The following is a 14,526-nucleotide window of genomic DNA, read 5'->3' on the forward strand; positions in this document are numbered from 1 at the left end:
CCCCCCCCCCCCCCCCCCCCCCCCCCCCCCCCCCCCCCCCCCCCCCCCCCCCCCCCCCCCCCCCCCCCCCCCCCCCCCCCCCCCCCCCCCCCCCCACCCCCCCCCCCCCCCCCCCCCCCCCCCCCCCCCCCCCCCCCCCCCCCCCCCCCCCCCCCCCCCCCCCCCCCCCCCCCCCCCCCGGCCCTGCGCTGCGTGGGAGGTCAGCCGACCGGGCCGACCTCCACCGCCGCCAGGTTCTTCTTGCCCCGGCGCAGCACCAGCCAGCGCCCGTGCAGCAGCTCCTCGGTGGACGGTGCGACCTCGCCGTCGACGACCTTCACGTTGTTCACGTAGGCGCCGCCCTCCTTCACCGTGCGGCGCGCCCCCGACTTGCTGGGCGCCAGACCGACCTCCACCAGCAGGTCCACCAGCGGACCCAGCTCGGCGACGGTGGCGCCCGGCACCTCGGACAGGGCCGCGCTCAGCGTCGCCTCGTCCAGCTCGGCCAGGTCGCCCTGCCCGAACAGCGCCTTCGACGCCGCGATGACGGCGGCGCACTGCGCACCGCCGTGCACCAGTGTGGTCAGCTCCTCGGCCAGCGCGCGCTGCGCGGAGCGGGCCTGCGGCCGCTCCTCGGTCAGCTTCTCCAGCTCCTCAAGCTCCTCACGGCTCTTGAAACTGAGGATGCGCAGGTAGCGTGAGACGTCCCGATCGTCCACGTTCAGCCAGAACTGGTAGAACGCGTACGGCGTCGTCATCTCCGGATCGAGCCAGACGGCGCCGCTCTCGGACTTGCCGAACTTCGTCCCGTCCGCCTTCGTCATCAGCGGCGTCGCGAGCGCGTGCACGACCGCGCCCGGCTCCAGCCGGTGGATCAGGTCGATGCCCGCGGTGAGGTTGCCCCACTGGTCGCTGCCGCCCTGCTGAAGGGTGCAGCCGTACCGGCGGTACAGCTCCAGGAAGTCCATGCCCTGGAGCAGCTGGTAGCTGAACTCCGTGTAGCTGATGCCCTCCTGCGACTCCAGCCGCCGGGCGACCGAGTCCTTGGTGAGCATCTTGTTGACCCGGAAGTGCTTGCCGATGTCCCGCAGGAACTCGATCGCGGACATGCCCGCGGTCCAGTCCAGGTTGTTGACCATCGTCGCCGCGTTCGGGCCCTCGAAGGTGAGGAAGGGCTCGATCTGCCCGCGCAGCCTCTGCACCCAGGCCGCGATGGTCTCCGGGTCGTTCAGCGTGCGCTCGGCGGTGGGCCTGGGGTCACCGATCTGACCCGTCGCACCCCCCACCAGGGCGAGCGGCCTCAGCCCGGCCTGCTGGAGCCGCCGCATGGTGAGCACCTGCACCAGGTGCCCCACATGCAGGCTGGCAGCGGTCGGGTCGAAGCCGCAATAGAAGGTGACGGGACCGTCCGCGAGAGCCTTGCGCAATGCGTCCTCGTCAGTGGACTGGGCGAACAGCCCGCGCCACTTCAGCTCGTCGACGATGTCCGTCACGGTTCCGGTGCTCCTTACGAAGGTGGAAATCTAGGTGTCAGTCTAGGCGGGTCACACCCCCGGGCTGACCGAGCTCATGTTGAAGTCCGGGATGCGCAGCGCGGGCATCGCGGCCCGGGTGAACCAGTCGCCCCACTCGCGCGGCAGCGTCTTCTCCGTACGCCCCGCCTCCGAGGCCCGGGACAACAGGTCCACCGGCGACTCGTTGAACCGGAAGTTGTTCACCTCGCCGACCACCTCGCCGTCCTCGACCAGATAGACGCCGTCCCGGGTCAGCCCCGTCAGCAGCAGCGTCGCCGGGTCCACCTCGCGGATGTACCAGAGGCAGGTCAGCAGCAACGCCCGCCCGGACGTCGCGGCGACCATCTCCTCCAGCGACCGCTCGCCGCCGCCCTCCAGCAGCAGATTGTCGATGGCCGGGGCGACCGGCAGCCCGGTCAGGCCCGCCGTGTGCCGGGTCGTCGTCAGCCGCTCCAGCTTCCCTTCCCGGACCCAGTCCGTCGGGGCCAGCGGCAGCCCGTTGTCGAAGACGGAACCGCTGTCGCCGGAGGAGTGCGCGATCACGAACGGCGCCGACTCCAGACCCGGAGCATGCGGGTCGCTGCGCAGCGTGAGCGGAAGCGGGGCGAGCCTCTCGCCCAGCCGCGTACCGCCGCCCGGCGTGGAGAACACCGTCCGGCCCTCCACGGCGTCCCGCGCGGTCGACGACCAGAGCTGGTAGATCAGCAGGTCCGCGACCGCGGACGGCGGCAGCAGCGTCTCGTACCGTCCGGCGGGCAGCTCGACGCGCCGCTCCGCCCAGCGCAGCCGCCGCGCCAGCTCCACGTCCATCGCCGCCGGGTCGACGTCCTTGAAGTCCCGGGTCGCCCGGCCTGCCCACGCGGAGCGCGTACGGTCCGGCGACTTCGCGTTCAGCTCCAGCGTCCCGTTCGGCTGGTCGTGGCGCAGCCGCAGCCCCGTCGACGTCCCCAGGTAGGTGGAGGTCAGCTCATGGTTCGCGAACCCGTACAGCTCGCGGCCCCCGGCCCGGGCGCGCGCGAAGGCGTCGCCGAGCGCCGGGGCGAAGTCGGCGAAGACCTCCGGGCCGGTCTCGGCGGGCGCGTCCGTGAAGCCGGGGGAGGAGGGCGTCCCGCTCAACAGCGGCTGCGCGTCCTCAGCCGGATCCGCGCCCCGTGCGGCGGCCTCGGCGGCCCGCACCAGCGGCTCCACGTCGCTTGTGGTCACCGCGGACCGGGAGACGACGCCGGACGCCGTCCCCTTCGCCCCGTCCACGGTCGCGATGACGGTCAGGGTCCGCCCCCGGGTCACCCCGTTCGTGGTGAGCGTGTTGCCCGCCCAGCGAAGGTTCGCGGACGACTGCTCGTCGGCGATGACCACCAGACCGTCGGTGGTGGACAGCTCCAGAGCACGCTCGACGATCTCGTACGGCTTGCTGACGCGGCTCATCGTCCGGCCTCCTGCGTCGTGTTGAGGATGTTGACGCCCCGGAAGAGGGCGGAGGGGCAGCCGTGCGAGACCGCCGCGACCTGGCCAGGCTGGGCCTTGCCGCAGTTGAACGCGCCGCCCAGGACGTAAGTCTGGGGGCCGCCGACCTTCTCCATCGAGCCCCAGAAGTCCGTGGTCGTCGCCTGGTACGCCACATCGCGCAGCTGCCCGGCCAGCCGTCCGTTCTCGATGCGGAAGAACCGCTGCCCGGTGAACTGGAAGTTGTAGCGCTGCATGTCGATCGACCAGGACCGGTCGCCGACCACGTAGATCCCGCGCTCCACCCCGCCGATCAGGTCCTCCGTCGACAGCCCGCCCGGATCCGGCTTCAGGGACACATTGGCCATGCGCTGCACGGGGACATGGCCCGGCGAGTCCGCGTACGCGCAGCCGTTGGAGCGGCCGAGGCCCGTCAGCTTCGCGATGCGGCGGTCCAGCTGGTAGCCGACCAGCGTGCCGTCCTTCACCAGGTCCCACGACTGCGCCTCGACGCCCTCGTCGTCGTACCCGATCGTCGCGAGCCCGTGCTCGGCCGTACGGTCACCGGTCACGTTCATCACAGGGGAGCCGTACGCCAGCTTGCCCAGCTGGTCGAAGGTGGCGAACGAGGTCCCGGCGTACGCCGCCTCGTACCCCAGCGCCCGGTCCAGCTCGGTGGCGTGCCCGATCGACTCGTGAATGGTCAGCCACAGGTTCGAGGGGTCGACGACCAGGTCGTACGTTCCCGCCTCGACGCTCGGCGCGCGCATCTTCTCCGCGAGCAGCCCGGGGATCCGCTCCAGCTCGTCGTTCCAGTCCCAGCCGGTCCCGGTCAGATACTCCCAGCCCCGGCCCGCCGGCGGTGCGATGGTCCGCATCGAGTCGAACTCACCGCTCGTGCCGTCCACCGCGACGGCGGTGAACTGCGGGTGGATCCGCACCCGTTGCTGCGTGGTGACGGTGCCCGCCGTGTCCGCGTAGAACTTGTTCTCGTGCACGGTCATCAGGGACGCGTCCACATGCGCGACTCCCTCCGCGCCCAGCAGCCGCCCGCTCCACTCGGCGAGCAGGGCCGCCTTCTCCTCGTCCGGTACGGAGAAGGGGTCGACGTCGTACGCCGAGACCCAGGTCCGCTCGCCGTGGACCGGCTCGTCCGCCAGCTCCACCCTCCCGCCCGTCTCCCGCCACCGCCCCTCGGCGGAAGCGCTGCGCGCACTTTCACCGGAACCGGCGGCCGCGATCACCTTCGCCGACAGCTTCGCCATCGCGACGGCCTGCGAGGCCACCTTCGCGGCGGCGTCCATCGTCAGGTCGACGCCCGAGGCGAACCCCCACGCACCGCCGTGCACCACCCGCACCGCGTACCCGAGGTCCGTGCTGTCCGACGCGCCGGCCGGCCGGGCGTCCCGCAGCCGCCAGGAGGCGCTGCGCACCCGCTCCAGCCGGAAGTCGGCGTGGGTCGCGCCCAGCGCCCGCGCTCTGGCGAGCGCCGCGTCGGCCAGCGCGCGCGACGGCAGGGCCAGGAATGACTGATCTACCTCGTGGGGCACAGGGAGTTCCCTTCTCGATACACCACGGCAGTGAACCATGCCGGAGGGTGACCACACCGGGGGATATCGAGGACGCGTGGGCCGACCACGTAACCGCGCGGACTGTAGGAACCCGACAGCGCCCCGGACGAGCCACTGTCAGGGCCCGATTCCTCGATCGGCGCACGGTACCGATAGGTTTTTCGATGTACCACACCGCCAAGGAAAGGGTGATCCGTTGAGCCGCTCGGTTCTCGTCACCGGAGGAAACCGGGGCATCGGCCTCGCCATCGCCCGCGCCTTCGCCGACAACGGCGACCAGGTCGCGATCACCTACCGCTCCGGAGAGCCGCCCCAGGTGCTCACCGAAGCCGGTGTCCTCGCGGTGCGCTGCGACATCACGGACGTCGAGCAGGTGGAGCAGGCCTACAAGGAGATCGAGGAGAAGCACGGTCCCGTGGAGGTGCTGGTCGCCAACGCCGGCATCACCAAGGACCAGTTGCTGATGCGGATGTCGGAGGAGGACTTCACCTCCGTCCTCGACACCAACCTCACCGGGACCTTCCGGGTCGTCAAGCGCGCCAATCGCGGCATGCTGCGCGCCAAGAAGGGCCGGGTCGTCCTGATCTCCTCCGTCGTCGGCCTCCTCGGCTCGGCCGGCCAGGCCAACTACGCCGCCTCCAAGGCCGGGCTCGTCGGCTTCGCCCGGTCGCTGGCCCGTGAACTCGGTTCGCGGAACATCACGTTCAACGTCGTCGCCCCCGGTTTTGTCGACACCGACATGACCCAGGTGCTCACCGAGGAGCAGCGCAAGGGCATCGTGTCCCAGGTGCCGCTCGGCCGCTACGCGCGGCCCGAGGAGATCGCCGCCGCGGTGCGCTTCCTCGCCTCCGACGACGCGTCGTACATCACTGGAGCCGTCATTCCCGTTGACGGCGGATTGGGCATGGGTCACTGATCACCATGAGCGGAATTCTCGACGGCAAGCGCATCCTGATCACCGGGGTGCTGATGGAGTCGTCCATCGCGTTCCACGCCGCGAAGGTGGCCCAGGAGCAGGGGGCCGAGGTCATCCTGACGGCCTTCCCCCGCCCCACCCTGACCGAGCGCATCGCCAGGAAGCTGCCGAAGCCGGCCAAGGTCATCGAGCTGGACGTGACCAACCAGGAGCACCTGGACCGGCTCGCCGGCCTGGTGCGCGAGGAGCTCGGCTCCCTGGACGGCGTCGTCCACTCCATCGGCTTCGCGCCGCAGGACGCGCTCGGCGGCAACTTCCTCAGCACGCCGTTCGAGTCCGTCGCCACCGCGATGCACGTCTCGGCGTTCTCCCTGAAGTCGCTGGCCATGGCCTGCAAGCCGCTGATGAGCGAGGGCGGCTCGATCGTCGGCCTCACCTTCGACGCCCAGTACGCCTGGCCGCAGTACGACTGGATGGGCCCGGCCAAGGCCGCGCTGGAGGCCACCTCCCGCTACCTCGCCCGTGACCTGGGCAAGGACGGGCTGCGCTGCAACCTGATCTCGGCCGGACCGCTCCGCTCCATGGCCGCCAAGTCCATCCCGGGCTTCGAGGAACTGGCCGACGTCTGGAACACCCGCGCCCCGCTGGCCTGGGACATGAACGACCCGGAGCCGGCCGGCCGCGGCATCGTCGCCCTGCTCTCCGACTTCTTCCCGCGCACCACGGGCGAGATCATCCACGTCGACAGCGGCGTGCACATGATGGGCGCCTGACCCGCGAACCACCCCGCCGACGGCCCCCGGCCGCGTACCTCCTCCCGGTCCTCCGGAGGCGGTACGCGGCCGGGGGCCGTCTCGCACCCCGTGGCCTCCCGCTGCCGCTCCGGTCGAAATGTCGGCCGATCCACCGCAGAATGAGGAGGAACCGGACTTCTTGTCAGGCTGCGGGAGGGAGATCGCCGTGCGTCCCACGCGCCGCCGGACCCGTCTCCTACTGGCCGCCCCGGTGGTCATCGCCGCACTCGCCGTACCCCTGGGAGTCCACGCCGCCAGAGGAGCCGACTCCGGTACGCGGGCGGAGCCCCCGAAACCCGAACCGGCCGGCTCGGAGTGCCGTACGTCCGTCGAGGGCTCCCGGGTCGTCGCCTACTGCCACAACCCCTACCCCTCCACCGACCTGGTCCGGCTGCACACCGAATGCGACCGCTGGTGGGACGTCGACGCGGACGGCGCCGCGGTCGCGGTGGAGCCCGGCCGCACCGTACGCCTGGAGGACCGCTGCTGGAAGGAGATCGCCACGGCCTGGGTCAGCCACCGTCCCGGCCCCGTCTGATCGGAGCGCTGCCTCCGCCTTCGCCGTACGCGGTCCGCCGCGCCGCTACACCCGGTCCGTCAGGCAGGTCAGCGCGTGGCTCGCCGCCTCGGCCGCCGCCGTCTCCGCGTCCCCGGACCGGATCGCCTCGACCAGTCGGCCGTGGTCCATGTGGTTCTCCGGCCGCAGCTCGGGCCCCACATCGCCCCGCAGGTAGTCGCGCAGCAGATCCCCGAGGTCGGCGTAGAGCTCGGTCAGGACGTCGTTGTGCGAGGCCGCGACCACCGCCAGATGCAGCGTCGCGTCCGCGGCCACGAACGCCTCCGCGTTCCCCGACGCCCAGGCCTCCTCGCGGCGGACCATCAACGTGTCCAGCTGTCGCAGATCCCGCTCGGTGCGCCGGGACGCCGCCAGCCGGGCCGCCGACGACTCCAGCGTCGAGCGCAGCTCCGCGATATGACGCGGATCGGCCGCGGCGAACCTGCGGTGCATCACCCCGGCCAGCTCGCTCGTGGCGATCACATACGTGCCGGAGCCCTGCCGGATGTCCAGCAGCCCGTTGTGCGCGAGGGCACGCACGGCCTCGCGGACGGTGTTCCGGGCCACGCCCAGCTGCTCGACCAGCTCGGGTTCGGTCGGAATCCGCGAGCCGACCGGCCACTCGCCCGAGGTGATCTGATTCCTCAGCTGGGCGATCACCTGGTCGGCGAGTGCCGAACGCCGCGGAGACGTCAACGCCATGGTGCTCCTTGCTCGTGAGCTGTCGGATCCGACCCGGATTCTCTCAGGGAATCCGGGAGCGTCACGTGATTGGACAATCAATCATCCCATGATTCTATGATGGCTCCATGCCGGACGACGAGACACAGACCCCGACCCTGAACCGCGGCCCCGCCGCGCGCACCTCCCACGAACTCCACGCCCAGCGGCTCCCCGGCGCGGGCGAGGCCCCCGCACCCTGGCTGCTGCGCCTCATCGCCGTGGGACTCGTCCTCGCCGCACTGAACCTCCGCCCCGCCATCACCAGCCTCGGCGCCCTCCTCGAAGAGGTCCGCGACGGGCTGCACATGAGCGGGAGCGTGGCCGGGGTCCTCACCTCCGTACCGCCGCTCTGCTTCGCGGTCTTCGGAGTCATGGCACCGCGCCTGGCCCGCCGCTTCGGGGCGGGCGCCGTGGTCTGCGCGGGCATGGCCGCCATCGCCGCGGGCCTGGTCATCCGCCCGTACATCGGCTCCACCGCCGGGTTCCTGGCCGCCAGCGCCCTGGCCCTGATGGGCATCGCCGTCAGCAACATCCTGATGCCGGTGATCGTCAAGCGCTGGTTCCCGGACCGCGTCGGCACCATGACCGGCCTCTACTCCATGGCCCTGGCCCTCGGCACCGCCCTGGCCGCCGCCGTCACCGTCCCCGTCACCGGGGCGCTGGGCGGAAACTGGCGGACGGGTCTGGCCGTCTGGGCCGTGCTCGCCGCCGTCGCGGTGCTGCCCTGGATCGTCCTCGTACGCGACCGGACCCCGGCCCCCGGCCAGTCGGCCGCCGCTTCGGGTCCGGCCGCCGCGCGCACCGAGGCGCCGGCCCTCCGGATCACCCGCAGCCGCACCGCGTGGGGCCTCGCCTGCTTCTTCGGGCTCCAGGCGACCGCCGCCTACATCACCATGGGCTGGATGCCGCAGATCTTCCGCGACGCCGGGGTCTCCGCCGGCACGGCCGGACTCCTGCTCGCGGTCACCATGGCGATGGGCGTCCCGCTCGCCTTCGTCATCCCCCGGGTCGCCTCCCGGCTCAAGCAGCAGGGCCCCATCGTCGTCGTCCTCGGCCTGTGCGGCCTGATCGGCTACGGCGGGCTCTACCTCGCCCCCGCCGCCGGAGCCTGGGCCTGGGCCCTGCTCCTCGGGGTGGCCAACTGCGCCTTCCCCCTCGCCCTCACGATGATCGGCATGCGGGCCCGGTCCGGGGCGGGCGTGGTCCGGCTCTCCGCCTTCGCCCAGTCGACCGGCTACCTGCTCTCGATCCCCGGTCCGCTGCTCGTCGGCGTGCTCTACCAGCACAGCGGTGGCTGGGGGCTGCCGATCGCGCTGATGGCCGGCCTCATGATTCCCCAGATGGCGGCCGGGATCCTCGCGGGCCGGGACCGGACGATCGAGGACGAATGCTGAGATGCGACACTGGCCTCATGCCAGTGCTCGATCCGAATCCCCAGAACGGCCAGAAGAAGCTTCTCCTCGTGTTCGGGGCGATGCTCCTCATCACCGTCGTCATCGGTGTGATCGCCACGATCGCCTCGCCCTGACGCCCGAGGACCCGCCCGCGGGACCCTGAAGACCCCGAGGGGTGGGGCTAGCACCCCCTTCCCCTAGGGGGCCAGGGTCAGGGTGAAGTGGGTGGGTCACCGGATGGGGCCCGCCGCCTCCGGTCCGTAGGTTGTTCGGTGACGACCCGATGACTTGACGGAGGCGGACATGCCGACACCGACGCACACCAGGTCCCACCGACCGGCCGCGGACGGTGTCGAGATCCGGCTGCCCTGGTGGGCCGTCGCCCTGCCCGCCGTCGCCTTCGCCGCCCTGCTGCTGATGATTCTCAGCCCCGGACAGGCCCAGGCCGCCACCACCGGCGACCCCGCACTCGGACAGCTGATCGAGCGAACCCTCCAGCTGCTGTCCCGGTGAGGCGAAGCAGCCCCGGACCAGCGCGCCAACTCCTCGGACGAGCACGTCAACACCCTGCGCCGGGGGCCGCGTTTCATGCGAAGCTGAGGTGTATGAGCGTCGAGACACCTCGCAGGATCGTCCTTCTCCGGCATGCCAAGGCGGAATGGTCACAGGCTTCCGATCATGAGCGCCCGCTGGCCGAGCGCGGCCGCAAGGACGCGCCCGTGGCCGGCCGCAGGCTCGCCGATTCCGGCATCGATTTCGACCTGGCCCTCTGCTCCAGCGCCGCCAGGACGCGGGAGACCTGGAAGCTGGCGGTCCATGAATTCTCCCAGCGCCCCCGGACCGTCTACGAGGAGAGGCTGTACGAGGCCTCCCTCGGTGAACTGATCGCCCTGTTCAACGAGACCCCGGACGAGGTGCGCAACCTCCTGGTCATCGGCCACAACCCCGGGATGCACGGGGCCGCCGACGCCCTCTCGGGATCGGCCGAGGGCGACACCCTGGCCCGGATGACCCGGGACGGCTTCCCCACGGCCGCCTACGCCGTGGTCGAGTTCCCCGGCTCCTTCAAGAGCGTGGAACACGGAGCCGGCAAGCTCACCGAGTATTGGACGCCGAACGACTGAGCGCCGTACGCGTGAACGGTCAGGGCCCCGGCGCAGATCCCGTGCCGGGGCCCTTCCTCGTACGGCCGCGCACGACCACGTGGGACGGTGTGCGGTGCCGGGACCGGCGGCCCGGGGGCCGTCAGTCGACGAGACCGTCCGCCGCCTCGACCTCTTCACGGGTGATGCCGAGCAGATAGAGCACGGTGTCCAGGAACGGCACGTTCACCGCGGTGTGCGCCGCCTCGCGGACCATCGGCTTCGCGTTGAACGCGACGCCGAGCCCGGCGGTGTTCAGCATGTCGAGATCGTTCGCCCCGTCCCCGATCGCCACCGTCTGGGCCAGCGGCACCCCCGCCTGCTCGGCGAAGCTCCGCAGCAGCCGGGCCTTGCCCGCCCGGTCCACCACTTCGCCGACGACCCGGCCGGTGAACCTGCCGTCCACCACCTCCAGGGTGTTGGCGGAGGCGAAGTCGAGGCCGAGCCGTTCCTTCAGGTCGTCGGTGACCTGGGTGAAGCCGCCGGAGACGACGCCGACCTGATAGCCGAGCCGCTTGAGCGTACGGATCAGGGTGCGGGCGCCGGGGGTGAGCCGTACCTCGGTGCGGACCTTGTCCACCACCGAGGCGTCCAGACCGGCCAGCAGCGCGACCCGGGCGTGCAGCGACTGCTCGAAGTCCAGCTCGCCGCGCATCGCCTGCTCGGTCACCCGGGCGACCTGTTCCTCGCAGCCCGCGTGGGCCGCGAAGAGCTCGATCACCTCGTCCTGGATCAGCGTGGAGTCGACGTCCATGACCACCAGCCGCTGGGCCCGGCGACTCAGCCCGGCCGAGACCACCGCGACGTCCACGCCGATCTCCGCCGCCTCGGTCGCCAGCGCGGTCCGCAGCTGTTCGGTCCCGGTCCCCGACACCGCGAACTCGACGGCGGTGACCGGGTACTTCGCCAGCCGGAAGATACGGTCGATGTTCCCGCCGGTCGAGGTGATGGTGGCCGCTATGGCGGCGGTCGACTCCGCGGTCAGGGGGTGGCCCAGCACCGTCACATGGGAACGGCCGTCACCGCGCGGGCGGTTGTCGCCGATGCCGGAGATGATCTCGGCCTGCAGCGTCAGCGAGTCGGCCCAGCTGTGCACGGTCGCCCGCAGATCGCCCTCGGTGGTCCCGCCCGCGGTGGGCGAGGTGACCAGAGCGCACAGCACGATGCGGCCCCGCGTGACGACCTGCTCGATGTCCACGACGTCGACCGCGTACGCGGCGAGGGTGTCGAAGAGGCCGGCGGTGATGCCGGGACGGTCCTTGCCGAAGATCTTGACGAGAAGCGTGGGTGCGTCGCTGCCCGGAGGAGGCCCGCCGCCGGTGCCGTCGGCCCGACGGGGCTCAGGGGGCTCAGGGGGCTCAGAGGGCGAGAGGGGCTGAGGTGGCTGAGATGCGCTCATGGTGCTCCCACCGTATCGGTCCCGTCGCCTCCTCCGGCCGCCCGTCCCGAGTGCCGGACGGAATCGCCCCGGTACCGTCCGCGGCTCTCGGCGGTCTCGGCCCGGAGGACGCGGGGCGTCGTGGATCTGGCCGGTACGGGTCTTGCGCTCGGGCGCGCCAGGTGTCTCGTATCTGCCGTTATCCCGTCGATGTGCGTTCTCTGTGCGCTAACCGGACCTTCATCCGGACTTCGTTCGTTACCTGCCTGTTTCGCCCCCCGGTACCGGGGCGTTCGCACAGGTCTCCGCGCGCTCTTCACCCGCCCGGCTTTCGGATCGGGGACTGGTCCTGGAATAGTTCCCCACGATGTTCAGCATCCCTAGACTCCCTGCGACGGGGGTAACACGGGGGACAACTAGTGGGGCGCGGAGTGCCGGAACTCGTACTGGAATTGAATGGCAACACCTGGACGCTCGATCCGTCCAGGTCGTACACCCTTGGACGTGATCCGCAGGGCGACCTGACGATCGACGATGCCAGGGTGTCGTGGCGGCATGCCACGATCAGCTGGAGCGGCCGTAGTTGGTTCATCGAGGACCACGGCAGCACCAACGGCACCTATGTGCAGGGTCAGCGGATCCAACAGGTGGAAATCGGCCCCGGCTCGGTGCTGCGTCTGGGCAACGCCACCGACGGGCCCCGGGTGAGCCTCAGCACCGCCGCCGGCACCGCCGCCGGGCACGCGGCCGCTGCTCAGCAGGCACCCGTGCGGCAGCCCCACCAGCAACAGCAGGGTGGCGGCGCGGGCTGGCACGGACAGCAGGCGCCCGCGCACCAGGCCCCTGCCCAGCACCAGGCCTCTGCCCCGCACCAAGCTCCTGCCCCGCAGCAGGCCTGGCAGCAGCAGGCACCGCAGCCGCAGGTCCCGCAGCAGCCGCCCTCGCACCAGAAGGTGCCGCACCAGCAGAGCCCCGGGCATCCGGCCGGACCGGGACAGGGCGGTGCCGCGGGGGCGCCGCCGGTCTACGGCGACCGCAGCCCGACCACGTTCCACCAGCTGGCCCTCGGCCGGGTCATGCGCATCGGTCGTGCGCTGGAGAACGAGCTGGTCGTCTCCGACCTCCAGGTCTCCCGCCATCACGCCGAGTTCCACGCGACGCCCGACGGCCGCTTCGAGATCCGCGACCTCGGCTCGCACAACGGCACGTACGTCAACGGTCTGCCGCTCCACAAGTCCGGCTCCGCGCTCATCGGAGCCAATGACATCGTCGGTGTCGGCCACTCGACCTTCCGGCTGGTCGGGGACCGGCTGGAAGAGTTCGTCGACACCGGTGAGGTCTCCTTCTCCGCCCGCCACCTCACGGTGACGGTCGACGGCGGGAAGCAGATCCTCAAGGACGTCTCCTTCGGCGTCCCCGAGAAGTCGCTGATCGCGGTCATCGGCCCGTCCGGATCCGGGAAGTCCACCCTGCTCAAGGCGCTCACCGGCTACCGGCCCGCCAACCAGGGCGACGTCCTCTACGACAACCGAAACCTGTACAAGCAGTTCGCCGAGCTGCGCCAGCGCATCGGTCTGGTCCCGCAGGACGACATCCTGCACAAGGAACTGACCGTCACCAAGGCCCTCAAGTACGCGGCCAAGCTCCGCTTCCCCGCGGACACCACCGAGGCCGAGCGCCAGTCCCGGATCACCGAGGTCCTCGCCGAGCTCAAGCTCGACATCCACAAGGACAAGAAGATCACCTCGCTCTCCGGCGGCCAGCGCAAGCGCGTCTCGGTCGCCCTGGAGCTGCTCACCAAGCCCTCGTTGATCTTCCTGGACGAGCCGACCTCCGGCCTCGACCCGGGCATGGACCGCGATGTCATGCAGCTGCTGCGCGGCCTCGCGGACGACGGTCGCACGGTGCTCGTGGTCACGCACTCGGTCGCCGAGCTGGCGATCTGCGACAAGCTCCTCGTGATGGCCCCCGGCGGTTCCGTCGCCTACTTCGGTCCGCCGGAGGAAGCACTGAACTTCTTCGGCTACACCAGCTGGGCCGACGTCTTCTCCGCCTTCGAGAACTACCGCGACTACGACTGGGCGGGCCGCTGGCGCGGTTCGCAGCACTACCAGATGTACGCCGCCGACATCGACGCGGTCGCGGCCCAGCCGGTCAGCATGCCGCCCCCGCAGCAGATGCGCCCGCCGAAGCCGCAGGGCTGGATGGCTCAGCTGTGGACGCTGATCCGGAGATACTCCTCCGTCATCGCGTCGGACAAGGGCTTCATGGGCCTCATGCTGATCCTGCCCGCCGTGCTGGGCGTGGTCAGCGTGGTCATCCCGGCGGAGTTCGGTCTCGCCGAGCCCGACCCGCCGTCCCGGTTCAACGGCAAGGCCGGAACGATCATGCTGATCCTCGCGGTCGGCATGTGCTTCTCCGGTGCCGCCAACTCCGTACGAGAGCTGATCAAGGAACGGGTCATCTACGAACGGGAGCGGGCCACCGGCCTGTCCCGCTCCGCGTACCTGATGTCCAAGGTGATCGTCCTCGGCGTGATCACCGCCTTCCAGGGCGTGATCATCTGCGGCATCGGCTTCGCCACCCGCGATCTTCCCGCGGAGGGCCTGATCATGCCGCCGGCCGTCGAGATCTGCCTCTCGATCATCGCGCTGGGCTTCACCTCGATGATGTTCGGCCTGGTCATCTCCTCGCTGGTGAAGACCTCCGAGAAGACCATGCCGCTGCTGGTCATGTTCGCGATCATCCAGGTCGTCTTCACCGGCGTGCTCTTCCAGGTGTACGGGTCGCCCGGCCTGGAGCAGTTCGCCTGGCTGATGCCGTCCCGCTGGGCGATGGCCGCGGCCGGCACCACGCTGGACCTGGCGCACCTGATGCCGCCGTGGGACCCGAAGAACCCCACCGACCTCGACCCGCTGTGGGAGCACACCGCGAGCCAGTGGGGCATCAACATCGCCGTGCTGCTCGCGCTCGGCGTGATCTGCGGCATCGTGGTCGCGCGCCTGCTGCGCCGCCACGAGCCCGAGGTCATGCGCAAGTAGGGTCCCGCCAGGACGGAACGACGCCGGAGGCCGGCACCCCCAAGGGGTGCCGGCCTCCGGCGTGTGTACGGCTGG

The 14,526-nt window shown here is 71.0% G+C and carries 13 protein-coding genes; 8 read left to right on the forward strand and 5 right to left on the reverse strand.

Annotated features, from left to right (window positions below; all coding sequences use genetic code 11):
* Positions 1 to 200: 200 nt before the first annotated feature.
* Genes tyrS through ACIRJT_RS38240 form a run of 3 tightly spaced genes read right to left on the reverse strand, consistent with a single transcriptional unit; the run spans position 201 to position 4,486 of the window.
* On the reverse strand, positions 201 to 1,472 hold the full coding sequence (gene tyrS / locus ACIRJT_RS38230) for a tyrosine--tRNA ligase (protein ID WP_403919090.1): 1,272 nt from the start codon (positions 1,470 to 1,472) through the stop codon (positions 201 to 203).
* 51 nt (positions 1,473 to 1,523) lie between these two features.
* Positions 1,524 to 2,918, reverse strand: a complete 1,395-nt coding sequence (locus ACIRJT_RS38235) for a metallopeptidase TldD-related protein (RefSeq protein ID WP_403919092.1) — start codon at positions 2,916 to 2,918, stop codon at positions 1,524 to 1,526.
* Positions 2,915 to 4,486 (reverse strand): TldD/PmbA family protein, encoded by a 1,572-nt coding sequence (locus ACIRJT_RS38240; RefSeq protein WP_403919095.1) that lies wholly within the window; start codon positions 4,484 to 4,486, stop codon positions 2,915 to 2,917. Before ACIRJT_RS38240 ends, ACIRJT_RS38235 begins: the two co-directional genes overlap by 4 nt.
* A gap of 217 nt (positions 4,487 to 4,703) precedes the next feature.
* On the opposite strand from ACIRJT_RS38240, the gene fabG reads away from it, so the two are divergent.
* The 3 genes from fabG to ACIRJT_RS38255 all read left to right on the forward strand — a co-directional run bounded on the left by fabG (position 4,704) and on the right by ACIRJT_RS38255 (position 6,755).
* Positions 4,704 to 5,423 (forward strand): 3-oxoacyl-[acyl-carrier-protein] reductase, encoded by a 720-nt coding sequence (gene fabG / locus ACIRJT_RS38245; RefSeq protein WP_274029316.1) that lies wholly within the window; start codon positions 4,704 to 4,706, stop codon positions 5,421 to 5,423.
* Between the two features lie 5 nt (positions 5,424 to 5,428).
* Positions 5,429 to 6,196, forward strand: a complete 768-nt coding sequence (gene fabI / locus ACIRJT_RS38250) for an enoyl-ACP reductase FabI (protein ID WP_403919098.1) — start codon at positions 5,429 to 5,431, stop codon at positions 6,194 to 6,196.
* 187 nt (positions 6,197 to 6,383) lie between these two features.
* Complete coding sequence (locus ACIRJT_RS38255; RefSeq protein ID WP_403919101.1) at positions 6,384 to 6,755, forward strand: hypothetical protein; 372 nt, start codon at positions 6,384 to 6,386, stop codon at positions 6,753 to 6,755.
* Positions 6,756 to 6,800: 45 nt separating this feature from the next.
* Here the strand turns inward: ACIRJT_RS38255 and ACIRJT_RS38260 are convergent, their stop codons facing one another.
* Positions 6,801 to 7,475, reverse strand: a complete 675-nt coding sequence (locus ACIRJT_RS38260; RefSeq protein WP_403919103.1) for a FadR/GntR family transcriptional regulator — start codon at positions 7,473 to 7,475, stop codon at positions 6,801 to 6,803.
* A 107-nt stretch (positions 7,476 to 7,582) separates the two neighbouring features.
* Here ACIRJT_RS38260 and ACIRJT_RS38265 point away from each other — a divergent pair, with 107 nt between their 5' ends.
* The 4 genes from ACIRJT_RS38265 to ACIRJT_RS38280 all read left to right on the forward strand — a co-directional run bounded on the left by ACIRJT_RS38265 (position 7,583) and on the right by ACIRJT_RS38280 (position 10,014).
* Positions 7,583 to 8,890: a CynX/NimT family MFS transporter gene (locus tag ACIRJT_RS38265; RefSeq protein ID WP_403919106.1), complete on the forward strand. Its 1,308-nt coding sequence runs from the start codon at positions 7,583 to 7,585 to the stop codon at positions 8,888 to 8,890.
* A gap of 17 nt (positions 8,891 to 8,907) precedes the next feature.
* Positions 8,908 to 9,024 (forward strand): SGM_5486 family transporter-associated protein, encoded by a 117-nt coding sequence (locus ACIRJT_RS38270; RefSeq protein ID WP_007446146.1) that lies wholly within the window; start codon positions 8,908 to 8,910, stop codon positions 9,022 to 9,024.
* Positions 9,025 to 9,193: 169 nt separating this feature from the next.
* The gene (locus tag ACIRJT_RS38275) at positions 9,194 to 9,403 is read left to right on the forward strand and encodes a hypothetical protein (protein ID WP_050358255.1); all 210 of its coding nucleotides are present in this window, start codon (positions 9,194 to 9,196) and stop codon (positions 9,401 to 9,403) included.
* Between the two features lie 92 nt (positions 9,404 to 9,495).
* On the forward strand, positions 9,496 to 10,014 hold the full coding sequence (locus ACIRJT_RS38280; protein ID WP_403919110.1) for a SixA phosphatase family protein: 519 nt from the start codon (positions 9,496 to 9,498) through the stop codon (positions 10,012 to 10,014).
* Between the two features lie 121 nt (positions 10,015 to 10,135).
* Here the strand turns inward: ACIRJT_RS38280 and serB are convergent, their stop codons facing one another.
* Entirely contained in the window at positions 10,136 to 11,431 is a 1,296-nt protein-coding gene (gene serB / locus ACIRJT_RS38285) for a phosphoserine phosphatase SerB (protein WP_403919113.1), read from the reverse strand.
* A gap of 398 nt (positions 11,432 to 11,829) precedes the next feature.
* Between serB and ACIRJT_RS38290 the strand changes: the two genes are divergently transcribed.
* Entirely contained in the window at positions 11,830 to 14,451 is a 2,622-nt protein-coding gene (locus tag ACIRJT_RS38290; RefSeq protein ID WP_403919116.1) for an FHA domain-containing protein, read from the forward strand.
* The last annotated feature ends 75 nt before the right edge of the window (positions 14,452 to 14,526 follow it).

The organism is Streptomyces sp. NPDC102283 (genome assembly GCF_044766265.1).
GTDB lineage: Bacteria > Actinomycetota > Actinomycetes > Streptomycetales > Streptomycetaceae > Streptomyces.